The sequence below is a fragment of the Candidatus Lariskella endosymbiont of Epinotia ramella genome (genome assembly GCF_964019805.1).
GTDB lineage: Bacteria > Pseudomonadota > Alphaproteobacteria > Rickettsiales > Midichloriaceae > Lariskella.
Genome location: NZ_OZ026472.1, coordinates 1222885 through 1248411, shown reverse-complemented (window position 1 = coordinate 1248411; position 25527 = coordinate 1222885). Strand labels below are relative to the sequence as shown.

At 36.4% G+C, this 25527-nt stretch carries 18 protein-coding genes and 1 pseudogene; 4 read left to right on the top strand and 15 right to left on the bottom strand.

Annotation, left to right across the window (positions count from 1 at the left end; translation table 11 throughout):
• Positions 1–21 precede the first annotated feature (21 nt).
• A protein-coding gene (locus AACL20_RS05345) for an IS3 family transposase (RefSeq protein ID WP_339051932.1) occupies positions 22–1133 on the top strand; the annotation gives its coding sequence in 2 pieces (ribosomal slippage) (positions 22–301 and positions 301–1133; 1113 coding nt in all).
• A 526-nt stretch (positions 1134–1659) separates the two neighbouring features.
• Complete coding sequence (locus AACL20_RS07055; protein ID WP_410519904.1) at positions 1660–2073, top strand: integrase core domain-containing protein; 414 nt, start codon at positions 1660–1662, stop codon at positions 2071–2073.
• A gap of 180 nt (positions 2074–2253) precedes the next feature.
• On the opposite strand, the gene rpoC is transcribed toward AACL20_RS07055, so the two are convergent.
• The 10 genes from rpoC to AACL20_RS05295 all read right to left on the bottom strand — a co-directional run bounded on the left by rpoC (position 2254) and on the right by AACL20_RS05295 (position 18127).
• A complete protein-coding gene (rpoC, locus tag AACL20_RS05335) occupies positions 2254–6447 on the bottom strand; it encodes a DNA-directed RNA polymerase subunit beta' (RefSeq protein ID WP_339051931.1) in 4194 nt (1397 codons plus the stop codon).
• Positions 6448–7062: 615 nt separating this feature from the next.
• The gene (gene rpoB / locus AACL20_RS05330; protein ID WP_339051930.1) at positions 7063–11187 is read right to left on the bottom strand and encodes a DNA-directed RNA polymerase subunit beta; all 4125 of its coding nucleotides are present in this window, start codon (positions 11185–11187) and stop codon (positions 7063–7065) included.
• Positions 11188–12199: 1012 nt separating this feature from the next.
• Positions 12200–12568 carry a 50S ribosomal protein L7/L12 gene (gene rplL / locus AACL20_RS05325; protein ID WP_339041751.1) on the bottom strand — a complete coding sequence of 123 codons (369 nt, stop codon included), beginning with the start codon at positions 12566–12568 and terminating at the stop codon, positions 12200–12202.
• Between the two features lie 38 nt (positions 12569–12606).
• Positions 12607–13113 (bottom strand): 50S ribosomal protein L10, encoded by a 507-nt coding sequence (rplJ, locus tag AACL20_RS05320; RefSeq protein ID WP_339051929.1) that lies wholly within the window; start codon positions 13111–13113, stop codon positions 12607–12609.
• A gap of 37 nt (positions 13114–13150) precedes the next feature.
• Positions 13151–13855 carry a 50S ribosomal protein L1 gene (gene rplA / locus AACL20_RS05315; protein WP_339051928.1) on the bottom strand — a complete coding sequence of 235 codons (705 nt, stop codon included), beginning with the start codon at positions 13853–13855 and terminating at the stop codon, positions 13151–13153.
• A 24-nt stretch (positions 13856–13879) separates the two neighbouring features.
• Entirely contained in the window at positions 13880–14308 is a 429-nt protein-coding gene (rplK, locus tag AACL20_RS05310; RefSeq protein WP_339041745.1) for a 50S ribosomal protein L11, read from the bottom strand.
• Positions 14309–14330: 22 nt separating this feature from the next.
• Positions 14331–14867 (bottom strand): transcription termination/antitermination protein NusG, encoded by a 537-nt coding sequence (gene nusG / locus AACL20_RS05305; RefSeq protein ID WP_339051927.1) that lies wholly within the window; start codon positions 14865–14867, stop codon positions 14331–14333.
• 3 nt (positions 14868–14870) lie between these two features.
• Entirely contained in the window at positions 14871–15062 is a 192-nt protein-coding gene (gene secE, locus AACL20_RS07050) for a preprotein translocase subunit SecE (RefSeq protein WP_410519903.1), read from the bottom strand.
• 468 nt (positions 15063–15530) lie between these two features.
• Positions 15531–16784: a phosphopyruvate hydratase gene (gene eno, locus AACL20_RS05300; protein ID WP_339051926.1), complete on the bottom strand. Its 1254-nt coding sequence runs from the start codon at positions 16782–16784 to the stop codon at positions 15531–15533.
• A 242-nt stretch (positions 16785–17026) separates the two neighbouring features.
• Positions 17027–18127, bottom strand: a complete 1101-nt coding sequence (locus AACL20_RS05295) for a porin (protein WP_339051925.1) — start codon at positions 18125–18127, stop codon at positions 17027–17029.
• 824 nt (positions 18128–18951) lie between these two features.
• On the opposite strand from AACL20_RS05295, the gene AACL20_RS05290 reads away from it, so the two are divergent.
• The gene (locus tag AACL20_RS05290) at positions 18952–20253 is read left to right on the top strand and encodes a citrate synthase (RefSeq protein ID WP_410519939.1); all 1302 of its coding nucleotides are present in this window, start codon (positions 18952–18954) and stop codon (positions 20251–20253) included.
• A gap of 301 nt (positions 20254–20554) precedes the next feature.
• Here AACL20_RS05290 and ispF read toward each other — a convergent pair whose 3' ends face one another.
• The 4 genes and pseudogenes from ispF to AACL20_RS05270 all read right to left on the bottom strand — a co-directional run bounded on the left by ispF (position 20555) and on the right by AACL20_RS05270 (position 23148).
• Positions 20555–21055, bottom strand: coding sequence for a 2-C-methyl-D-erythritol 2,4-cyclodiphosphate synthase (gene ispF, locus AACL20_RS05285; RefSeq protein WP_339052687.1), 501 nt, complete (start codon positions 21053–21055; stop codon positions 20555–20557).
• A 6-nt stretch (positions 21056–21061) separates the two neighbouring features.
• Positions 21062–21727: pseudogene (gene ispD / locus AACL20_RS05280) on the bottom strand (2-C-methyl-D-erythritol 4-phosphate cytidylyltransferase); the annotation flags it as partial.
• A gap of 398 nt (positions 21728–22125) precedes the next feature.
• Complete coding sequence (locus AACL20_RS05275; RefSeq protein WP_339051923.1) at positions 22126–22263, bottom strand: hypothetical protein; 138 nt, start codon at positions 22261–22263, stop codon at positions 22126–22128.
• A gap of 64 nt (positions 22264–22327) precedes the next feature.
• A protein-coding gene (locus AACL20_RS05270; RefSeq protein ID WP_339051669.1) for an IS5 family transposase occupies positions 22328–23148 on the bottom strand; the annotation gives its coding sequence in 2 pieces (ribosomal slippage) (positions 22328–22761 and positions 22761–23148; 822 coding nt in all).
• A 527-nt stretch (positions 23149–23675) separates the two neighbouring features.
• Here AACL20_RS05270 and fabG point away from each other — a divergent pair.
• Positions 23676–24398 carry a 3-oxoacyl-ACP reductase FabG gene (fabG, locus tag AACL20_RS05265; RefSeq protein ID WP_339051922.1) on the top strand — a complete coding sequence of 241 codons (723 nt, stop codon included), beginning with the start codon at positions 23676–23678 and terminating at the stop codon, positions 24396–24398.
• 546 nt (positions 24399–24944) lie between these two features.
• Here the strand turns inward: fabG and AACL20_RS05260 are convergent.
• Positions 24945–25490 (bottom strand): hypothetical protein, encoded by a 546-nt coding sequence (locus tag AACL20_RS05260; protein WP_339051921.1) that lies wholly within the window; start codon positions 25488–25490, stop codon positions 24945–24947.
• Between the last annotated feature and the right edge of the window lie 37 nt (positions 25491–25527).

Sequence of the window (25527 nt, the reverse complement as noted above, 5' to 3'; positions counted from 1 at the left end):
AAATAGGATTAAGTTAGTAGTATGAGTAAAAAGAAAAATTATACGGCTGAATTTAAGGCAAAAGTGGCTCTAGATGCCATACAAAGTCAAAAGGGGAAAGCTGAAATATGTAGTGAATACAAAATTCCTGCAACTAATTTATATGACTGGAAAGATAAGGCTATCAGGGATTTGTATCAGCTTTTTATTCCAGAAAGTGAGTATACAAAAAAGCAAAAACTCTCTGAGCAAGAAATAGAAAAATTGCATAAAATTATTGGCGAGATAAGCATTGAAAATAATTTTCTCAAAAAAAAATTGCAGAAATAAATTATGAAGAGAGAAAAAATATGTTAGAAATTTGTGCTGATATTTCTATAAGAAGACAAGCTGAGTTGCTGAATATTCCTAGAACTAAGTTGTATTACAAGCCAGTGATAAGTGATGAAAGTGAGATTGCAAATCTCATTAGGGAAATTTATTTATTATCAGATTGTAGATACGGGTATCGCAAGATAACAGCTGATTTGCATAACCAAGGTAAGATCATCAATGCTAAAAAGGTACTGAGAATAATGCAAGAAATGGAGATAGAAGGCTTATATCCTAAGAGCTATAGAAATACTACTATAAAGAATCCTGAACATAAAATTTATCCTTATTTACTATCAGGAATTGAAATCAATAGGATAAATCAAGTATGGGCAAGTGATATTACATATATAAAAATTAATGGCAAGTTCATGTATTTCACGGCTATTATTGATTTACACAGTAGATATATTATAGGCTATGATTTATCATATTCTCTGGAAGCAGGATTTTGCATAGCATTATTAGAAAGGGCATTGGCAACAAGAGTTCCAGAGATATTTAATACTGATCAAGGTTCGCAATATACCAGCAGTGAATTTATACAAAAATTACAACTAAAAAATGTAAGCATCAGTATGGATCATGTTGGCAGGTGTTTTGATAATATATATGTAGAAAGACTTTGGAGAACTTTAAAGCAAGAAGTGATCTATTATTATAGACCTGATGATATAGGCAGCTTGGAAAAAAGGATAGAAGAATTTGTACCTTGGTATAACAACACAAGGTTACATCAAGCTTTAAAATATAGAACACCAGCTTCTATATATTTAAGCTAATTTTTTGCTAAAAAATCGGAGCATTTAAAACAAATGGTTTGAATTAAGGGTGCAGTATATATATTCTTTATCTTTCTCTTTATCAACGATCCATAAAACATTAAAAAAACATAATGTTGGTGACCTTTTTTTGAAGCGTCATTATAGAAAACAAACAAAACGCTACAACTGTAAGTATCCTGGGGAGCGTGTACAAATGGATGTATAGTAAATTAAGTTGCAGTTTGCGCATATATATAGATGTGTATTACACTCAAAGGAAAAATGCCATCCTCATACAGCGAAGATTTTCGGAAAAAGTAATAACATATGTATGCTTTGGTTCAATTCTTTAATGCGTAAACCTCAACTTAATTTACCACATGTAAGATAGCAGCAGGTCTTTATCAGTATACAGCTATTGATGATTGTACTCGCTACAAGGTCATTGCTTTATACAGCAGGCGTACGTCAGCAAATACTTTAGACTTCCTAAATAAATTGCGTGAGAGGATGCCATTTTGCATACAAAGGATCCAAACTGATAGTGGCAGAGAATGCAGTTCAAGATAGACTAAAAGAATGGAAGATTAAATTTCGACCTATCAGGCCAGCTTCGCCACATCTTAATGGAAAAGTCGAGAGATCTCAAAGAACTGACTTAGACGAGTTCTACAGCAGCATTAACATTAAAGATGCTGATTTATCCGCAAAACTTCAACAATGGGAAGAATATTATAACAGACACAGGTCTCATAGCTCATTAAAAGGAAAAACTCCTTGGGAAACTTTTCAAACTCTACAAACTCTTGCTCACTCGCAAGCAGAAATAGAGGCAGCTTACAATCCTGCTAACAAACCATATGCGCTTCAAAACTACAAATATGAGCAAAAACTAACAGTACTTAAAAACAAATACAATGCTGGAAAGTTACAATTAAATCTGACAAGTAAAATGTAACAATGTCTACGAATCACACATCTAATAAACAATTACGAAGAGTTTTCAAGTCCATCCGCCAGAAATGTGCATTTTAGCTTTTGAAATTCCTTGGTATAACTTTATATTGTGTATTTTATTGCTCGGCTGATGGTATCTGTGTCAATTTGTTGTGATTTTTTAGCTATAGATTCTAATTCTTCAATCAAATGACTGATGTTTCTTAGCTTTACGCATATAAAACCCTGTACCAGCAGGAATCAAACGCCCAACTATTACGTTTTCTTTTAATCCAAGCAATGGATCATCTTTACCTGCAACCGCAGCATCTGTTAAAACTCTGGTTGTCTCTTGGAACGAAGCAGCAGACAAGAATGATCTTGTTTGCAATGAAGCTTTTGTAATACCTTGAAGAACAGGCACAGAAACAGCTGGAGAATAACCATCTTGTACTGTTTTACGGTTCACTTCTTCAAATTCATCCTTATCAACATATTCACCGACTATGAAAGTAGTCTCTCCATGATCAACAATCTCAACCTTTTGCATCATCTGCCTTAATATCACCTCGATATGCTTATCGTTGATATCAACACCTTGCAGCCTATAAACCTGTTGGACATCTTCAACTATATACTTAGCAAGTGCCTCAATCCCCATAATTCTAAGTATATCATGTGGAGAAGGGTTCCCCTCGATCAACATATCACCCTTGGAAACATAATCTCCCTCGTTCACCGTAATATGACGTTCCCTAGAAATCAGATATTCCACAGCAGACTCTTTGTTGTCCACAGGTCTCACTATAATACGCCTTTTCGACTTATAATCCTTACCAAATTCAACATATCCATCAATCTCACTGATGATAGAATGATCTTTTGGTTGGCGCGCCTCAAATAATTCCACAACTTTAGGAAGACCACCAGTAATATCCTTACTTCTAGAAGACTCTTTAGGAATCCTGGCAATAACGTCACCAGCATGTACAGAATCGTTATCAGATATATTTAAGATCGCGCCAACCTGTAGGAAATACTTAGCTTCAAGACCATTAGATAGTGTGAGTACTTCCCCATCATCACCTTTTACTATAACTCTGGGACGTAGTTCATTACCTTTAACATACTTTTTGCTATCAATGACTACTCTATTGACTATACCAGTCACATCATCTTGAACTTCCTTCACTGATACACCGTCTATTAGATCGAGCAACGAAACTATACCTGTTTTCTCAACTATAATAGGAATTGTAAACGGATCCCAAGTAGCAATCTTTGCACCAGGTTTAATTTCCTCGCCATCATCGATCAATAATTTAGCACCATAAGGAATCTTATAGCGTGCTTTTTCAACATTATTCTTATCTACAACTATCGCTTCACAACTTCTACTCATTACAACTTTTCTGGAATCACTATCCAACACCACATTATGATGTACTAAGCGTAGTATACCAGCATAAGATGCAATAGCAGCAGATTGAACAGAAGCACTCTGTGCTGCACCACCAATGTGGAAAGTTCTCATGGTTAGCTGTGTTCCTGGTTCACCTATCGACTGAGCTGCAATCACTCCAACTGCTTCACCAACACTTATCAGCTTACCAGCAGCAAGATCTCTACCATAGCATTTAGTACATACACCCATTTTAGATTCGCATGTAAGCACAGATCTAACTTTTATCGAATCAATACCAGCTTCCTCTATATCAGCTACCATTTTTTCGTTCATCAACTCACCTTTGCGAACAATGATCTTATCTTGAGTAGAATGATAAACATCATTAGCAGCAACTCTTCCAAGTATGATAGAAGAAAGCGGGACAACAACCTCACCACTTTCTATGACTGGCCGAACGACAAGACCCCTGTCAGTACCACAATCTTCTTTAACAACTATACAATCTTGCGCAACGTCTACAAGTTTTCTTGTCAAGTAACCAGAGTTAGCAGTTTTAAGCGCAGTATCTGCAAGACCTTTACGAGCACCGTGTGTCGAAATAAAGTACTCAAGTTCTGAAAGACCCTCTTTAAAATTTGAAACAATAGGAGTCTCAATAATAGCACCAGATGGCTTTGTCATCAAACCTCTCATTCCAGCGAGCTGTTTAATCTGCGCAGTAGAACCCCTAGCACCTGAGTCCGCCATCATAAAGATATTATTTACCCCTGTATGTCCAGCACCAACAGACTGAGTATTTGAAATCGCTCTCATCATATCAACAGCAATTTTATCTGTACAACGAGACCAAGCATCAACTACTTTGTTATATTTCTCACCAATTGTTATCAAACCATCTGCATACTGATTCTCATACTGCATAACTTCAGTTCTTGCTTCGCTTATATGCATCTCTTTGCTCTTTGGAATCACCATATCATCTTTTCCTATAGAGATCCCAGCTTTGCATGCATAAAAGAAACCTAGCTGCATCAATTTATCTGTGAAGATTACAGCACTCTTCTGCCCGCAACTACGGTAGACTAAATCTATCAAACGTGAAACTTCCTTCTTTGTCATAAGCTTGTTCACCACCTCAAAGTCAAGATTAGACTCATTAGGCAATAGCTCTGAAATCAATATACGCCCAGGATTAGTCTCAGCAATAAATTTTACTGGATTTCCATCAACATCTTTGATCGTACAATAATACTTGATCTTAGCGTGCAGAGAAACTTTATTAGCATTTAACGCATGCTCTAGCTCACCAATATTATTGAATACTTTACCGTGCCCTTCTTCATTATCAAAGATCAAACTCATGTAATAAAGTCCAAGAATTATATCTTGAGTAGGAACTATTATAGGCTTACCGTTGGCAGGGCTCAAAATATTATTTGTCGACATCATAAGCGCTCTTGCTTCAAGCTGCGCTTCTATAGAAAGCGGCACGTGCACAGCCATTTGATCACCATCAAAGTCAGCATTAAACGCTGCACAAACAAGCGGATGCAACTGTATTGCTTTTCCTTCTATCAAAAGTGGTTCAAACGCCTGAATTCCAAGCCTATGGAGCGTAGGTGCACGATTCAATAGTACAGGATGCTCCCTAATCACCTCTTCTAGCACATCCCATACCTCAGGCCTCTCTGCTTCAACCATCTTTTTCGCTGCTTTCAATGTAGTAGATATTCCATACATCTCAAGTTTGGAGTATACAAACGGCTTGAATAACTCAAGCGCCATTTGCTTTGGAAGACCACACTGATGTAGCTTTAATTCAGGCCCAACAACAATCACAGAACGCCCTGAGTAATCTACCCTTTTTCCAAGCAAGTTCTGTCTGAAACGTCCCTGCTTACCCTTCAGCATATCAGCAAGCGACTTAAGTGGACGCTTATTAGAGCTCTTTAGTGTTTTTCCCTTTCTGCCGTTATCAAATAATGCATCAACAGATTCTTGTAACATACGCTTCTCGTTACGTATGATAATCTCAGGTGCTTTTAACTCTATCAAACGTTTTAGACGATTGTTTCTGTTGATCACTCGTCTATAAAGCTCGTTTAAATCAGAAGTAGCAAATCGCCCACCATCCAGCATAACAAGCGGTCTTAAATCAGGTGGAATCAGAGGAAGTACCTCAAGCACCATCCACTCAGGTTTGTTGCCAGATTCTATAAATTGTTCAACTAACTTTAGGCGCTTTACTATCTTCTTTCTTTTTACTTCAGAAGTCACACTTGTTAGATCGGAACGCAAGCTTATTCTCAAAGCTGGCAAATCAAGATCTTGAAGCATTTTCTTTATAACCTCAGCACCAGTCCCAGCTTCAAAAGAGCTCTCACCAAAATTCTCCTGTGCTTCATAATACTCATCTTCAGATATCAGCTGGCCATATCTAAAAGTAGACATACCAGGCTCAGTGATAACATACGACTCAAAAGCGAGTACTTCATCTATAGACTTAAGCGGAAGATCTAGAAGCGCACTAATCCTGGAAGGAAGAGATCTTAAAAACCAAATATGCACCACAGGAGTTGCAAGCTCAATATGCCCCATTCTCTCACGACGCACCTTAGAAGTAGTTACTTCAACACCGCACTTGTTGCATATAACACCACGGTGTTTCATACGCCTATACTTTCCACAAAGGCATTCATAATCCTTAACTGGACCAAAAATACGAGCACAGAACAACCCACCATTCTCAGGTTTTATAGTTCTATAATTAACTGTGTCTGGCTTCTTTACTTCACCATAAGACCAAGATCTAATCCTTTCAGGACTAACTAAAGATATCCTGATTTTACTAAAATCGTTTATATCTCTGAGCAGACCTAAATAATCAAAATTTGCTGAATGAGCTGCTGTATTGGAAGATTTCTGAAATAAATCTTCGCTTTGAGTATCCAAATCATTCACAATTTCTTCATCTCTAAAATCAGCCATACAACCTTTATTCACTAAATTTACACAACTAGCACTGCGGCAACAACTACCAACAAAAATATCTAGACCATCGGCATAACATGACTTGAATCCAACCTATACATTGCATGATTTCATGCTAAAACCACAGAAATCTACATCAAGCAGGCTATGCCTTATTTACGCTACACGTATATCAACAAGATTAATTCCAAATAAGAAATTAATAACTTATATACACAAAGAATTAATATTACTTGATTAGTAAAATCACTCCATTTTCTAAAAGGTATATATCTTAATAAGTCTGCACGTCAAAAATCGATTTGCTGGGCAAATAAATTTTTGCGGAAAGTTAAATGTATAAAAATTAGCTCTTAGAACAGCTCTGCGCTAATTGTCATATATATAATTTGTCCAATACTTGCAAAAATACTACTTAACAAAATCTATAAGGTTTTTGACAATTATGCCACTTTTTCTGCAGGATTTTCAGTGCATAATAATTGCTTGCAATCAATATAAATCCTCCACTTCTTAGAATTATAATGCAGGCGACTAATTAACTGCTCTAAATTAACACTACAAACAACATACAAAAATAGACTCAATTACCTGAACGCTTAATACTGAATACTAATCCTCGTTATCATCCTTATCATCTTTATCATCAGTAATCATTTCTACGTTTAAGCATAGAGACATCAATTCTTTTATCATAACGTTAAATGATTCTGGCACACCACATTCAAATATAGGATCTCCACGAATAATTGATTCATATATCTTAACTCTTCCCTCTACATCGTCTGACTTAACAGTCAACATCTCCTGAAGAGTATAAGCAGCACCGTACGCCTGCAGCCCCCAACATTCCATCTCACCAAATCTTTGGCCACCAAAATGCGCTTTCCCACCAAGAGGCTGTTGAGTAATCAAGCTATAAGGACCAGTAGACCTTGCATGAATTTTATTGTCCACCAAGTGATCTAATTTAAGCATGTATATATAGCCAACAGTGACCTTTCTATCAAACTTTTCACCTGTTCTTCCATCTATTAAAGTCATCTGCCCTGAAGCATCCACACCTGCTTTTGTCAGCATTTCATTGATTTCATCCTCCTTAGCTCCGTCAAACACTGGAGTTGCAAACGGAACACCTTTACTAAGAGTCTTAGCTAACTCTATGACACTTTCATCTGACATAGATTTAATAATTTCACGAACTGCCACATCTGATTGACGATCTGAAGGATACAAGTTTAATATTTCTTTTCTAAGCTCGCTAACTTCAGAAGAGTCATTAATGCTTCTCAAAACTTCACTAATTTTCTTTCCTAAGTTGACAGAAGCCCAGCCAAGGTGCGTCTCTAAAATCTGCCCAACGTTCATACGTGAAGGAACACCAAGAGGGTTTAGTACTATATCAACAGGAGTACCATCTTCTAAAAATGGCATATCCTCAACTGGCAAGATTTTAGACACAACCCCCTTGTTACCATGTCTACCAGCCATTTTATCACCAGGTTGCAATTTGAGCTTTGTAGCCAAATAAACTTTCACAAGTTTTAGTGCACCATGTGGCAGATCATCACCACTCTGAATTTTCTTAACCTTATGCTTGAGTTCTTCTTCAAGCTCCTCTATCGACCTATCATAGAAAAGCTTAATGCGTTCAAGCTCTGACATATTTTGAGCATCGTCAACAACAATTTGCCATAGTTGCCTCTTTGGTAGCTTGTCGAACACTTGCTGAGTCAGGACATCCCCCGGAACAAGAGGTTTCGGAGCACTGACTATAATTTTTCCAACTAATAATTCAGCAACTCTAGAATAAGCAAAGACTTTAATTATTGAAACCTTATCTTCTTTATCTTTTTCAACTTTCTCTATCTCAACTTTCTCAAGAGCTATCGCACGTTCATCTTTTTCTATACCTCTACGTGTAAATACACGCACACCAACGACTACACCTTTAACACCAGGAGGAACTCTCAAAGAAGAATCTCTAACATCTTTTCCTTTTTCACCGAATAAAGACCTTAGTAATTTCTCTTCTGCACTGAGCGGGGATTCTGTCTTTGGAGTAACTTTACCAACTAATATATCACCTGCTTTTACATCTGCACCAACGTGTACTATACCAATCTCATCTAAGTACTTTAAATTTTCTTCACTGACGTTTGGAATATCACGTGTAACTTCTTCAGGCCCAAGCCTCGTATCCCTTGCTATTACCTGAAATTCTTCCACATGTATAGAGGTAAATATATCCTCCTTTACTATCCTTTCAGAAAGTAATATAGAGTCCTCAAAGTTATAACCTTTCCAAGGCATGAATGCGACAAGTACATTACGTCCCAGAGCAAGCTCTCCATAATCTGTACATGAACCATCCGCTATGACATCGCCTTTTTCTACAAAATCACCAACCTTAACTATAGGCTTTTGGTTTATACATGTGCCCTGATTAGATTTCTTGTACTTGTTTAAAGTATATATATCAACTCCAGGCACACCAGATTGGTCGTCCTTATACCTAACAACTATCCTTCTTGCATCAACCTGATCAACAGTACCAGAATTTTTCGCTATAACTACAGCACCAGAATCTCTAGCTACTACACTTTCCATCCCAGTTCCTACGAAGGGCGCTTCACTATTCAGCGATGGAACAGCTTGTCTTTGCATGTTAGAGCCCATAAGAGCCCTGTTTGCATCATTGTTTTCCAAAAAAGGAATTAAAGAAGCTGCTACTGAAACTAGCTGTTTAGGTGACACATCTACATAACTAATCTCAGATTTTGGAGCTAAAGTGCCCTCTCCGCGTCTTCTACATGGCACTATCTCTTCAACAAAGCTTTTATCATCAGTTAACTTCACATTTGCAGGCGCAATAGCATATCTTCCTTCTTCTATTGCAGAAAGATATGTAATTTCTTCTGTAACCTGACCATCAGCTACTTTTCTATATGGACTCTCTATAAAACCATATTTATTTACTCTAGCATAAGTAGCAAGGGAATTTATCAAACCTATATTTTGCCCTTCTGGAGTTTCTATTGGACATATCCTACCGTAGTGAGTCGGATGCACGTCACGAACCTCAAAACCAGCTCTCTCCCTAGTTAATCCACCTGGTCCCAGAGCAGATACACGTCTTTTATGTGTCACTTCAGACAGTGGATTTGTTTGATCCATAAATTGTGATAACTGTGACGTACCAAAGAAATCTCTAATTACTGACATTAATGCCTTTGAATTCACAAGATCATGCGGCATCACACTATCAATCTCAACAGAGCCCATACGCTCCAGGATAGCCCTCTCCATTCGAACAAGTCCTAAACGGAACTGATTCTCGACAAGCTCTCCAACAGATCTTACTCTTCTATTACTTAAGCTATCGATATCGTCTATCTCACCATATCCGTCTTTTACACTGATTAAATACTTAATTATTGCTAAGATATCTTCACGCGTCAGAGTTGTATAATCTTCTGGCATGTTAATTTCATGCTTAGCATTAAGTTTCATCCTACCAACAGCAGATAGATCATAACGCTCTGGATCAAAAAAGATACCGTTAAATAGAGATGTCGCAACCTCAGCAGTTGCAGGCTCACCAGGTCTAAGCACCCTATATATGTCAGATATAGCATCTTCTTGTGTAAGGTTCTTATCTAACATCAAAGTATTTCTTATATAAGGCCATACTTTAACATTATCTATATCTATAACGTGAACTTCTTTGAGATCTATAGCTTCTATTCGCTTCAAAATATTTGGAGTAATTTCTTCTCCACTTGCTATAATCTCTTCCCCAGTTTCAGGATCAACTATAGAATGTGCAACAGACAAACCTTGTAAATCCTCAAAAACTGCCGAATTCTTGATATCTTCTGCGCCAAATTTTTGGATAATCTTAGATGTCAAACGTGTTCCACTATCTATAACTACTTTTCCTGTTCTAAGATCTATAACGTTTTTGGTAATTTTAGAATTTTTCAGCTTTTCTAAATCAAAATCACTAACCCATGAGTCGCCATACTTTAGACACTTTCTGAAATTATAAAACTCTCCGAGAATCTGATCTTTGGAATAACCAAGCGCTTTGAGCAAAGTAGTGACATATAACTTTCTCTTTCTATCTATTCTAAAAAATAGTATATCCTTCGCATCGAACTCAAAATCCAGCCATGAGCCACGATAAGGAATCACACGAGCAAAATAGAGATATTTCCCAGCTATATTACTCTTACCACCATCATGATAATAAAATACACCTGGTGAACGGTGCATCTGCGAAACAATAACACGCTGCGCACCATTTATGACAAAAGTACCATTTTTTGTCATAAGCGGAATTTCACCTATATAAACATCTTGCTCCTTGATACCTTTAACTTCCTTCATTCCTATCTCTTCATCAAGATCCCAGACTATCAAGCGCATTGTAACACGCAGAGGAGCTGCATAGCTCACATCACGCTGCATACACTCCTCAATATCATACTTAGGAGTATCCAAAGCGTATCTAACATACTCAACTGTTGCGCGACCATCATAATCAGAAATTGGAAAAACAGAACGGAAGACCGCTTCTAATCCCTTATTTTTTCTTTGCTCTGCAGGAACATCAAGCTGCAAAAAATCCTCGTAAGAATTCTTTTGCACCTGTATTAGATTTGGAATTTCAGCAACACTTAATGTCTTTCCAAAAGACCGTCTGATTCGATTTTTCAGTTTAAATAGCAGCACAAAATACTCAATTGAAAGTTAAAAAAATATCTAGTAAAGCTAGCATGACATAAGCAAAGCAATGAATGCAGCACCATGCAATTCTAAAAGGAAGCGTGACGCTCCTTCTCTCAAGCTGTATGATCAAAATCACTACTACAATATCTCATGCATCTATACACCCTCTCCTTGAAAAAGTTAAAGCACAATATTATTCATGCAAGCTCAGTGCATATAACATGTGATAAAGCCACCTCTAATGCTAGTACCACTGCATCAGAAAGGAAAATTGCCGCCACTCTCGCAAGCATTAAGTAGTTCATAAGCAAAAAATCTCTTTTTCAAAAGCTAATAAACAAAAAAGCACAATGGTCACAAAGTATAAAGCAAAAACTTATAAGCAATATACAAGCTGCAAACTGAAATTTGCTATTACTGCATTATGAAAAACTACCTTATAAAGCATCTATAAAAAGCCATGTAAATTCTTGTATAAAACAATGAAGCCAAGTGCATATAATTTTACACAGTTAAAATACAATAAGCTCAATGAGATAATATATACCGCTCAACTAACACATCGTACACTAACTCATAAAAGCAACAATGCAATAAATCAAGCTAATTAGAGATATATTAATACAGCTCAACAAAAATACATTATACAGCCTATAAGCAAAAGTATAACGCAATCAATATATGCTGTACCTATACTATGAAACACATTAAAAGCAATTTCACGACTCAAACCAAATAAAGCACTCAAGAAGCGAGCTTATAAGCAGTAAACACAAACAGCATTAATATAAAATCTTTAGAAGACAAGGCCAGTATATAAAAACATAGCAACTGTACGCAAGAGAGCATCAAAGCCCCTCACAGTACAAAATTGCGCAAATAATATATTAAAAGCGCAAATCAATCTAAAAAATCATATAAAAGAGACAGCACAGTCATTATTATCACTGCACAACACTAAAGATCATAATATCAAAGCTGCTAGCTAATAATAACGTTATATACGTTAAAATTCCTACTTCAGCTCTACTTTTGCACCAGCAGCTTCCAAAAGTTGCTTACCTTTTTCAGCTTCTTCCTTAGAAACTTCAGCTTTCACTACTTTAGGAGCAGACTCAACTAAGTCTTTTGCTTCTTTTAACCCAAGACCTGTTAGCGCTCTAACCTCTTTGATTACATTTAACTTATTTGCACCAGCATCAACTAGTACTAAGTCAAACTCTGTCTTAGCAGCAGCTTCTGCAACAGGAGCCGCAGCAACTGCAACAGCGACAGGAGCTGCCGCAGTCACACCCCACTTTTCCTCTAGCATCTTAGCAAGCTCAGCAGCCTGTATAACTGTCAGAGTAGACAATTCTTCAACGATTTTTTCTAAATTAGACATTTTCTATATCCTTTTACTATTAACTATTGAAAGAAAATTTATTGCTTAGAGTATGCAGTCAAAACACCAACAACATTGCGCATAGGAGCCTGCAGCACTGAAACCAGCTTAGACGCAGAAGCATTCAGTAACCCAATAATTTTTGCTCTAGACTCATCAACAGATGGTAGCGAAGCAAGCTCTTGAACTTGCTTTGAAGTTAGATAAGCCTCACCCATAGCTCCACCTAATATTTGCACGCTTTCATTTTTCGCACAAAAATCCACCAAAGTCTTAGAAATTGACACTGGATCATTAGAATAAGTGAGAGCAGTTGGTCCATTTAAAAGATGGACCAAATTTTCATAACATGTAGACTGCACAGCAATTTTAGCAAGTTTATTTTTCACAACACAATAACGCCCATCGGACTGCTTAACTCTGCGCCTCAGATCATTAACATCCGCAACTGAAATGTTAATATTTTTAGTCACTATGACGGCCGCACAAGAGCGCATAACCTCATGCAAATTCCCCACCAACTCCTGCTTCCGTAACTTGTTCACAAGACACCCCTTACTTTAATTTCACAGAATTGTCAATCTAATCTATCATATTTCTTAAGTCAAGCTCAATAGCAGGTCCCTGAGTACTACTTAAGAACATTTTCTGCATATAAATCCCTTTAGAAGTAGCAGGCTTTGAAGCAAGTATAGATTTATATAACGCAACAACATTAGCTTTAAGCGCATCTTGAGAGAAACTAAGCTTACCAACTGCAGCATGTACAAGACCTGCTTTCTCAACTTTATACTCAACTTGACCAGATTTAATTCTGCGCACCGCCTCTGCAACGTCGTCCGAAACTGTACCAAGTTTTATATTCGGCATTAACCCTCTTGGCCCTAAAACCTTCCCAAGAACTGCGATCTTTGGCATCATATCAGGAGTCGCGACGCATACATCAAAATTAATGACTCCGCTCTTGACTTCATCTATCAGCTCTACCTCACCAAACAAGTCGGCTCCTGCTTTCTCAGCCTCACCAACTCTCTCCTGCTTAATGAATACTGCAACTTTAACCTCACGCCCCATACCAGATGGCATAACAACAGCACCTCTTACCATCTGATCTGACTGCCTAGGATCTACTCCAAGCTTAAAAACAACATCGACAGTCTCATCAAACTTCGCAGCACAAGATGTAGAATATTCCTTCAACAACCCAATGCCATCTTCAAGATTATACAACCTATCACTTTGAATAAGTTCAGAGGCGCGCTTCATGCGCTTACTTTTTTTCTTCATATGCTACCAATCAATCCATCACTATTACTTTTGCACAACAATACCCATAGAGCGTGCAGTCCCCTCAACCATGGAAACAGCAGCATCTATGCAATCAACTCCCATATCAGATAGCTTCATCTTTGCTATCTCAAGAACCTTCTCTGCTTCTATCTTCCCAATCACTTCCCTACCAGGAATCTTAGATCCCTTCTCCAGGCCAGCAAATTTACGCACTAAAAATGAAGTAGGAGGGGTCTTCGTAATAAATTCGAAACTCTTGTCAGCATATGCAGTAATCAACACAGGAACAGGAGAGCCAATCTCAAGGCCTTTTGTTCTCTCATTAAACTGCTTACAAAACTCCATTATGTTAAGCCCTTTCTGACCCAAAGCAGGACCGATAGGAGGAGAAGGATTTGCCTTTCCAGCAGGAACCTGCAGCTTAATATACCCTAATATTTTTTTCTTCATAATTTAAAGCCACGAACTCATATTATTCATTACACTTTTTAACTTGGTCAAATTCAAGCTCAACAGGAGTATCTCTACCCAAAATCGAAACCAAAACCTTTAACCTTCTCTTTACATTATCAACACCCTCTATAGCACCAGTAAATGCCTCAAAAGGACCATCCATAATTTTTACAAGTTCACCAACCTCGTAACTTGCATCGTCTTCTTTAACAACTACTCCTTCAGCCATTTGCTTCAAGATTCTAGAAACCTCATGCTCCTGAATCTTTGCAGGCTTGTTTTTAGACCCAAGAAATTTTGCAACATTTGGTATATTCTTTACCATACTCCAAGTCTCATCATCAAGCTGCATCTTGATCAATATATAACCAGGAAAGATTTTTTTAGATGTCTGAACCTTTTTTCCTCTTCTCAGCTCAGAAACACTCTCAACAGGCACAACAACCTCATGGATAAGGTCGCGAAGCCCCTTCTTTTCGGCTTCATCTTTGATATGCCGAGCGATACGTTGCTCATAACCAGACAAAGTGTTTAAAATATACCAAGATACCGTCAAGGTCTAACTCCCAAAATTCAAAAATAATTTCACTATTCGATAGAGTGCAGAATCAACGAGAAAGAACACAAGACCAGCTATAAACGCAACAAAAATTACAAACAGTACAGTGACGTATAACTCCCTCGAACTGGGCCATACAACCTTTCTAGCCTCAGCACTTACTTCTTTGAAAAATGTAATCAAACTAGCCACGTAAAACACTTCTTAAATCAAGCATGACAAAAATCCCACCGAGGAGAGTATATTACAGCCTGCTATTATGTCAAGCTTAGTAATGGTCACAAGCCCAACTCTTCTACAATAAATTTACAAGAGGATCAAATAATAATTACATTCTTCTATAAATTAATAACACAGCATTCAATTTTAGCATAATCCCACCTCTTAACCACACTATATCGTTTTCAAGTTCTATTCTTCATCGCAAAGGCTAAAAAAACGGGAAAACAAATATATGTATATATACAGCAATTTCAGCAATACATTGCTTCTTTAAATACAGAGACAAACAACTATGCCATCTATAAATCACTCTGTATATTCACATTATGTTATTTCATATACACATGCGCTCTTATTCTTTCTAGCTCTTTTTGAAGTCTAATTTCGTATATAGTATTGATTGCAGGTAAATGAAGAGTTATATTAATCACTTGCTAGTTATTTATTAACACAAGCATCACCACTTAATTTTTCATTAATTCTAAGCAGTTCGTTATACTTACAAATTCTATCTGTCCTACATACAGAACCAGCTTTTATATAATGGCTAGAAGTTGCAACTGCAAGATGACTCATGGAAGCATCCTCAGTCTCACCAGATCTATGAGAAACTATATAATGATAATTGCTTTTTCTTGCCAAATTTATGGTGTCTAATGTCTCGCTTAATGTACCGATTTGATTCATTTTAATCAAGACTGCATTTGCAAGACCAGACTTAACACCCTTTCTCAATATATCAACGTTTGTCACAAAAAGATCATCACCGACAATTTGCACATCTTTTCCCAGCTTAGAAGTCATCATTGCCCAAGCATCTAAATCCTCTTCAGCAAGTGGATCTTCTATGGAAATGATAGGGTATTGTTTTAAAAGCTTCTTATAGTAATCAATCATCTGCAGCGAATCAAGCTCAAGATTCTTAGATATCACATATTCCCTGCCGTTATATAGCTCATTTGCCGCAACATCAAGACCAATCTCAACATCTTTGCCATACTGCAAACCCGCGACCTCTATTGCATTCATTATAAAATCAAGGGCATGCTCTATTGAGCCAAGCTCTGGGGCAAAACCCCCTTCATCACCTACTCCAACACTAAAACCAGCGGATTTCAAAAGCGACTTCAGTGCAATAAATACACTGTATGACAGCTCTAAACTCTCAGCTATTGAAAAAGAAGATGCTGGAATTATCATAAATTCCTGAAATGTGATACCATTATCCGCATGCGCTCCCCCATTTAAGATATTTAGCATCAACCTTGGCATAGCCCAATTACTGAAACCCTCTATAGATTCAAACAACATTTTCCCTAAGAATGCAGCCCTTGCCTTTGCAAACGCAAGAGAAATAGCAAGAGTACTATTTGCTCCAACGCGCGATTTATTACTCGTTCCATCCAACTCTATTAGAAAATTGTCTAGCTCTCTTTGAGAAACAAATTCACGACCAGAAATATATTTTAACAGCTCTGTATTAACCACCCGTACTGCGCCACAGACTCCTCGACCGCCATAACGCCGATCTTCAGCATCTCTTTTCTCCAAAGCCTCTTTAGATCCTAAAGAAGCACCACTTGGAACAGAAGCTCTACCAAAATGATTCCCTTCAAGCATTAAGTCAACCTCAAGAGTCGGCTGCCCTCTACTATCCAAAATTTCTCTACCAAAAATATCTATAACCTTCATACAAATAACTCGTCTCTCAAGTAAATAACAAAGCCACCAATTAAAAATATCTAATTGATTAACAGGAACTAGCGCTAGTCAACCGATAAAAATCTTGATTTATCCTTGTAAATATTCTGCACTTTATATATTGCAATAGTTTGCAATATACGCATTAACACACCGCAACACCAAAAAACTCTCAAAAAGCACATGCGGCAACCAAAATATGACGCACACCCCCAAGAATACGACAAAATTCATCAAAATTTAAATTTTGCACCGATCAAAACCATATAGCCATGACTAGAATTATCTGGCATGCTGCCAAAATTCAAATTGAATCTAGAAATTTCAAGAGAAGACAAAATATTATTTGAAAATTTATAGTTCAAACCAAAAGCAATTCTATCAAATTTAGAAGCCATTTCATTTAAATATTTCACGCTATTAAAATAGCTGACTCCAACTCCAAACGGTCCTATTTTATACCCAAGACCCAGCGTATTATAACTACTAGATTTACTATTTTCACCTTTCATACTGTAGGACTTACCTAAAAACCCAGTAGATGCACCAATGGTAAACCCCATATAAGCAATATTTGCACCAGCCTCAAAACCGAATAACGGATTACTTAACTGACCAGACACTGGATCTTTATACGATCCAGCACCCTCATATGAAACAGAAAATTTATATGCAACATCATTAATTTGACCAGCATAAAATATACTGCATTGTAAAACATTTGAATAAGAAATAATCTTCTCTGAGCGCCGTTCTTCAAAACCAGGAATATAAGAAATACCAAATTTTAAGCCGGAAAAATCCTGACTTATATAACTTAATTTAAAATCTCTACGCTTATCTCTACCAAGGTTTACAAATTCGCCATTGGACTGCGTGTAATAATCCACATTATTACTAAATAAATCAGGCGAATATATTGCGGAAAATTGACAATATTCACTATTGCAAGTGTGCATCGTATGATCAAATTGGGCAACCCAATACAAAGAATCTCTCGTCATACCAGCCGCACTAAATGCATCAACTTTCATTGAACTAGCAACGCCAGCATGTTTACCTATTTCAAACAAACCAAATTTTCTATCAGAAAATTCAATAGAAACGCGCTCTATTATATCAAACGGTAAGAATCTAGCAGAAGAAACGTAAGGATGCAATCTAATAAAACCTTTAAATCCACTACGCCCCTCGGATGCATCCGCACCATACTCAAGGTCTAATAAAGCACTAAAGTAACCATCTGACACGCCACTCCCACCCAAGTAACCAGTATCCACCACTCCTTTGGCAGATAACTTAGATGAAGAAGTATCACCATTTTTCGCAAGCACAAAATCAACATAGATAAAGCAACATAGAAAAATAAACAGCAAAAAACGGCTAATTGACTGTAGATAATACATATAAATTCTAATATTATACAAATAAAGAATATAAATAGAGAGTCTAGAATATATCTACATGATACCGAAGAACATCACCTGTAGCAAAAACGATTAATATGAAGCATAGCATATATGCATAATTCCAATCTTTAAAGCTTCAAAAGAAAAATCATATCTGATTTGATATATCTTGATATCACACCAACAATCTTATTTTTATAATTTATTGCTCAAAACAACTCTGTGCAATCTTGTAATAAGAATAGACACAGAATAAAGTATTTATATCTTATCTCCACCCTCAATGCTGCTTAGTTGTTTTAAGAGTACGAAAAGATCTCAATCCACTTGCGGTATATTCACTCAATACCTTATCCACAAGCTCGATGTTTATTTCTTAAGATCAATCATTTCACCAATTAGCTTTCTATTAAGACATTAATTGATAAAAAATTTGATTTATTAATACTTGAATATCACACCACATGATATTTTTTTTTGCTTTAGCCTTTGCTTTCAATACTAAATTTAATGCGCATGCAATACTTATCTTTTTAACTAAAATTTAATATCACTAATGCTTGCTATGCATAATGTTTTTACATTTATGCTGCAAGGCACAATAAATTCTTGCAATATGTTGCAACGCAATATACAATCTTTGATATACGTTGTTGTCGCATCAGCACATTCACAAATAGTACTAGATGGTTTGTACAGGTGCACAAATTTGTTTCTTGCGAGTATTTTATTTGTATTGGAGTGGTGTTATGCAGGTTGATGGTATAGGGAAGAATGGAAAGGCTAGCAAAAAGGCCATCCTAACAATTGATAACAATACGTTAGAACTACCGATAATGGAAGGAACCGAAGGTCCTGCTGTTATAGATGTTTCGAAGCTTTATACGGCAACTGGCTATTTCACTTACGATAATGGCTTTATGTCGACTGCTTCATGCACCTCTAAGATAACGTACATAGATGGAGAGAATGGTATATTAAGACACCGCGGATATGATATAGCAGATCTTGCGGAAAAATCAGATTTTGAATCTGTTGCATACTTGTTATTATATGGAGAACTTCCTGATCAAAATCAAAAAGAAGACTTCATTAGCAAAATAAAGTCACACACCATGGTGCACGAGCAGCTGCAGTTCTTATACAGAGGCTTCCCAAGATATTCTCACCCAATGGCAATAATGGTCGGAGCCGTTGCTTCATTATCTGCATTTTACCATGGCAACCTCGATATCAGAGATGAAGAAAGCAGGAACGAGGCGATCATCAAAATGATTGCTAAGATGCCTACTATGGCAGCAATGGCTTACAAATATTCGATTGGTCAGCCTTTCATGTATCCTGATAATAGCCTAAATTACAGTCAGAACTTCTTACGGATGATGTTTTCTGTTCCAACCGAACAATATGTAGCAAATGATATACTATCATCTGCAATGAATCAGCTTTTAATATTGCATGCTGATCACGAACAGAATGCATCTACTGCAACAGTGAGACTTTCTGGATCTTCTGGCGCCAATCCATTTGCTGTGATTGGAGCAGGAATTGCCTCTCTTTGGGGCCCAGCACATGGCGGCGCCAATGAAGCTGTGATTAAGATGCTTGCTGAAATAGGACAACCCTCTAGAATCCCAATGTATATAGAAAAAGCCAAAGATAAAAATGATCAATTTAGGCTTATGGGGTTTGGACATAGAGTATATAAAAACTATGATCCACGAGCAGCAGTCCTAAAGAAAACTTGTTCTAAAGTATTAGAAGCACTAAAAATAAAAGATGATCCGCTTTTAGATATCGCACTAGAGCTTGAAGAAATCGCTCTATCTGATGCCTATTTCAAAGAGAGAAAATTGTATCCAAATGTAGATTTTTACTCTGGCATAATATACAGAGCACTTGGAATTCCAACACAAATGTTTACAGTCATGTTTGCTGTTGCAAGAACAGCTGGATGGGTTGCACAATGGAAAGAAATGATAGAAGATCCTGAGCAAAAAATAGGCCGCCCACGCCAGCTTTACAAAGGGTATTCTCATAGAAACATATAGCTCGTATACACGCGCCAAAAATCTCAGAAAGTGTATCAAATGGTATTAGAATTGGCAAATAGTGTTTTAAATCCGTAAGGAAATGTTATAATAAGCACAAAAAACTTACGGATTTTGCGAAAGTAGTATTTGCCAGGCATAGGACAATTAATATATCCGAAAATTAGCGCAGGACCCTATGCAAAGCTAATTTTGTATATTTCACTTTCCGCAAAAATTTATTTGTGTAGCAAATCTGCAAGCACTCTGAACGACACAGAAATATATATATATAAAATAACACAATCTTGATTCTATTGTTCTATATTTCTACTGTACAGATTGCTTGTGCCGCTATGCCTTCTTTTCTACCAAGAAATCCCATATTCTCAGTCGTAGTAGCTTTTATACTAACCTGAGCAATATCTATATGCAGTGCACTTGCAATATTTTCACGCATTGCAAGACTATGAGGCATTATTTTAGGCATTTCACATATAATCGTCACATCTATATTATTAATTTGCCCGCCATTACTAGTTAGCAGATCGAAGGCTTTTTTAACAAACAACATTGAATCCGCATCTTTCCATCTGCTATCATTGTTTGGAAAATGCGTTCCTATATTACCGCATGCTATCGCGCCTAAAATGGCTTCCGTTATAGCATGCAAACCAACATCACCATCTGAATGCGCATCAATATAACAATCGTGAGCTATAGGCACTCCACAGATTTTTATCACAGCATTACCATTTGTTCTATCACTGAATCTGTGCACATCAAACCCAATTCCAGTTCGGATTATACGCTTATTCTCCAAAACGCACTTGGCATATAATAAATCACTTGGTAATGTTATTTTGATATTAGACACACAACCAGAAACGATTCCAACATTTAGATTTTGCTCAATACACATTGCCACATCATCAGTAAAACTTGAGCCTCGAAGCTTTCTATGAGCATCAAGAATTGCCTCATACCTGAAACCCTGTGGTGTTTGAACGCTGTATAGCGAATCTCTACCAATATTTTGCAACTGGCCATTTTGCTGGTGTCTAACCGAATTGACTATCGGCAACACAGAATCAATTGCATCATAGCCAGATATCAATGCATCAATAACTGCGTCAATTTGCTCAGAACTAACCAATAGCCTTACTGCATCATGTATTATTACTTTATCAGGATCTAAAGCACTAATTGCCTCCAGTCCCTTCCTCACAGATTCTTGTCTCGTTGCTCCACCTATAATTGGGTTTGGAAGATTAAGCCCAGCAATTGCTTCATTATACAAATCAACATGTTCTTCGCTTATCACTACTTGAACCATTGAAATCCTTGTGTTTACAAGAAATTTTTCGATCGTATGTCTGAGAATTGCTTTACCAGCAACTTTATAATATTGCTTTGGAACCTTAGATAACATCCTAGTTCCACTACCAGCAGCAAGTAACAACGCCACAATACCAGCCTTACAAAATTTCGTCATCTAAAGTACCACTTCAAGTTATAATGATTCAACATTTTATCAAATGCATCTGTTTTGAAAGATGCTGCATTTGATGGCGATTTACAGCAATACTAATTTCTTGTATTTATTTCTCTTTCTCATCATTGATATTGCAAAATACAAAATAATCTATATGAAGCAGCAATATCAACTTAAATATCACATATGCCACAGGTAAATAAAGAGTTTGTATTTATCATATATGGCTAAAGCTCTATCAAATATGCATGAAAAATGAGTATTTAGAATAAATTTTTGTTCACTTAAAATAGGCAATGTAACTCTATTTTAGGCGAGATGCTGACGTAAAATTTATCATTAGCATAACCCTTGTATGTTGCCTTAGCCATACATACTAGACGAAACTTCAAAAACAGCTAAGAAGTATGGAACATACGTGTATACAAAAATACATAAGGAGTATTTGTACCACGACAATTTTTGATGAAATATAATAGACCTCTTGCATAACCATATAAATTGATTAAAATCCTTGATTTTATCAAGGATAACATGAAGTTTGAAAACATCAAAGATGAATACGCAGAAGAGTTTCAATAGACCTCTTGCATAACCTATTTAAAGCTCAAAGTTATAGATACCAGCAAGTAAATTAAACCTTAAACCGAATCGTTTTCTTCTGTTCCTATAACGATCAGCGATAATTTTAAATCGTTTGATCATGCCTATGACGTTTTCATTTAAAACACGTTCACTAGACAATTGACGATTTTTCTTTTTATCTTTCCTGCTTAGTGGTCGCTTTTTTGTCTTTTTCTTTGGTAACTCTGAATTATAATGCAACTTATCAATGCCTTGATAACCAGTATCTGTAAGAACTTTAATCTCAGGGTGGATGTGAACTCCGGATTCTTTAAATAACCTGAAATCATGACGCTTGCCATTAGAAAAATTAGTGCAAATGATTTCTTTTTTCCTTTTATCCACAATAAGCTGAGTTTTTAGAGTATGTCGCCTCTTTTTTCCCGAATAAAAGTGCTTCTGTTTTTTTTAGGTCGTTCTATCGGTGTTTCAGTAGCATCAATTAACACAAGTTCGTATTCAGAATCGCTTTTTAGTAATGCTTTACGTCCAGGTAGTGAAAATCGTTTATCTTTAATTAGAGTATCTTCAATCCAACGTATATTACGATAACAGGCACTTTCACTTATTCCATAACTGCGGGAAATATGAAAATATGTCCTGTATTCACGCAAGTACTCAAGCGTCATGAGTAATCGATCTTCTAAAGCCAATTTATTGGGTTTTCCACCTTGAGACTTTAAAATAGCTTCAGCTTCTTTTAATATACTTAGTATAACTTCAAACGTTCCTCGTTTAATGCCAGTAAGCCTGCGAAACTCTTCTGCGTATTCATCTTTGATGTTTTCAAACTTCATGTTATCCTTGATAAAATCAAGGATTTTAATCAATTTATATGGTTATGCAAGAGGTCTAATGAACATACCGTATACTATTTATGCATAGCAATCATTTCTTGCGTGTCTTCAGAAATACATTCATACTAAATCTTGGGCACATGAAATAAAGTCGAGAGTTATAATTTTATAGCTCAGATTCCAAGACTATAGTTTCATACTGCCACTAACGATTTTAATTCAGAGCTTGGTATTGATACACAGCTTGATGCCTTATACACAAGAAAATTTTATAATAAAAACCTTAGTAATTTTGTGTGTAAAATAGCTAGTTTTGTGTTCTCATATACTTTTCTAGATCAACACCGTTAATTTAAATTTATTCTAAATCTTGAATCAATAACAAATTATTAATAAGTTTTTGGAGTGTTTAGTTGGATTTATACCATTTAAGCAATCCTGATATGCATCTCCCTTATCTATTTCGATTTTTTTATTTTATTAGCACTTACTGATCAGAACATTAATTTTAGTCCAGGAGTATATTTATGGAAAGAAGAGTGTTGGTTACTGGTGGAACCAGAGGAATTGGGAAAAATATAGCTCTTTCCTTTAAAGCAGCTGGTTATAAAGTAGCTGTCAATTATTTTGACGAAGAAAGCGTTGGTATACAATTTGAGAAAGAAACTGATATTAAGGCAGTGAGATGGGATGTTTCGAATTTTAAAGAATGTGAGCGTGGAATACTAGAGATAGAAAAAATTTTAGGTGGGAATGTTGAGATACTAATTAATAATGCTGGAATAGTACGCGATGCTATGTTGCATAAACAATCGTATGAAAACTGGATATCTGTCATACAAACTAATTTGGTTTCTGCATTTAATATGTCACGCGTCATTATCGAGAAAATGAGAGAAGCAAAATTTGGACGTATAATAAGTATGGGCTCTGTCAGCGCACATGGAATGCCTGGACAAACCAACTATGCTGCAGCAAAAGCTGGAATAGAAGGCTTTACAAAGTCTTTAGCTCTTGAAACTGCTAAGTTTGGCATTACAGCAAATGTCATAGCTCCAGGATTTGTAGATACACAAATGCTTCAGACCATTCCACAAGAAGTTATGAACAAGATAATGGAAAAAATTCCGATGCATAGGCTTGCAACAACAGATGAGATCGCACATACAGCACTTTTCTTAGCTCATGATCTCTCTGCGTTTATCACAGGCGTTATAGTACCTGTCAATGGTGGGCTTAGAATGTATTAAGCACATTAACTCAAGACATATAGCAACTCGAGGATTTTATAGCTAAAGCGCATGTGAAATTGATATGATAAACGAGTATTTTAGAATGAATTTTATTCGGCACCTGGTGTAAAACGCCTAGTTTAGAGCTTGCAATAACCATATTTCAGCTTTAGAAGTTGCTTTAAAATTTATTAAAAGACAAAGTGTAGTGCAACTATTTTATAGCGCCTTAGCTAGTCCATCTATTGCATTCTAAAACGAAGTGCAACAATCCAAAAAATGATATAAGAATCATTTAAAAACAAACAAAAAGGATTGTTGCAAAAGCCAATGTATACCCATCTTAATAAATTAGCAGAGAGCCGAATCCTGGGCTAATTTCTGCACATTTCACTTCTCCACATGATGAAACTTCTAGTTTGAATTGATCATCTATTAGACCTCTTGCATAACCTGTTCAAAACTATGATTTTATTGTCACCAATACATAAAAATACTCACGGAGATCATTGTTGCGACGTTTTGCAAAAAATTTCTAGCTCAGAATGAGGTTATGCAAGAGTTCTATTGTATAACTTGCTTTTCTGTATCTTCAAATATGTGTTTATAATTACTCTCCTTAGGCTCTGCTTGCTTTATTTTATCGTATATCACTGCATCCTTTGTAAATTCTGCCTGCTGCTGTGTGCTAATATTCAGTGTACCTTTATACAATTGCCAATAGTGCATACCAAATAGACCTATAGCACTACCTAACATTCCACATAAAAAGCTTATAGTACCTAGATCTCCTACTATGTATCCACTGACACCAGTGCAAAGAATAGCAAATATAGTAGCTGCTATAAAAGATCTACTGTTCGTTTTAAATCCAAGAAAACCAGCAGTCATAGAAATAAAAATTATTGATTCAAAATTTGTTGCTAAATAAAGGAGCTCCATAACTCCTTTTCCTACAATAGATAGTAAAATTGCAGTTACTCCAATCACCATAGTTGTAATTCTTGCAATTAATATCACACGTTTTTCTTCTAAACGTATTAGACTTGCTATGATATCACGTGCACATAGTACTCCTGCATTATTCAGCCAAGAATCAGCTGTAGACATCATAACAGTCAATAAACCTGATATTATTAATCCTTTG

What these genes read in the sequence shown, in the direction of transcription:
- rpoC (WP_339051931.1), bottom strand. Translation starts at nt 6,447, where the DNA reads ATGGCTGATTTTAGAGATGAAGAAATTGTGAATGATTTGGATACTCAA.
- rplL (WP_339041751.1), bottom strand. Translation starts at nt 12,568, where the DNA reads ATGTCTAATTTAGAAAAAATCGTTGAAGAATTGTCTACTCTGACAGTT.
- rplA (WP_339051928.1), bottom strand. Translation starts at nt 13,855, where the DNA reads ATGAAGAAAAAAAGTAAGCGCATGAAGCGCGCCTCTGAACTTATTCAA.
- rplK (WP_339041745.1), bottom strand. Translation starts at nt 14,308, where the DNA reads ATGAAGAAAAAAATATTAGGGTATATTAAGCTGCAGGTTCCTGCTGGA.
- eno (WP_339051926.1), bottom strand. Translation starts at nt 16,784, where the DNA reads ATGAAGGTTATAGATATTTTTGGTAGAGAAATTTTGGATAGTAGAGGG.
- AACL20_RS05290 (WP_410519939.1), top strand. Translation starts at nt 18,952, where the DNA reads ATGCAGGTTGATGGTATAGGGAAGAATGGAAAGGCTAGCAAAAAGGCC.
- AACL20_RS05275 (WP_339051923.1), bottom strand. Translation starts at nt 22,263, where the DNA reads ATGTTATCCTTGATAAAATCAAGGATTTTAATCAATTTATATGGTTAT.
- fabG (WP_339051922.1), top strand. Translation starts at nt 23,676, where the DNA reads ATGGAAAGAAGAGTGTTGGTTACTGGTGGAACCAGAGGAATTGGGAAA.
- AACL20_RS05260 (WP_339051921.1), bottom strand. Translation starts at nt 25,490, where the DNA reads ATGTCTACAGCTGATTCTTGGCTGAATAATGCAGGAGTACTATGTGCA.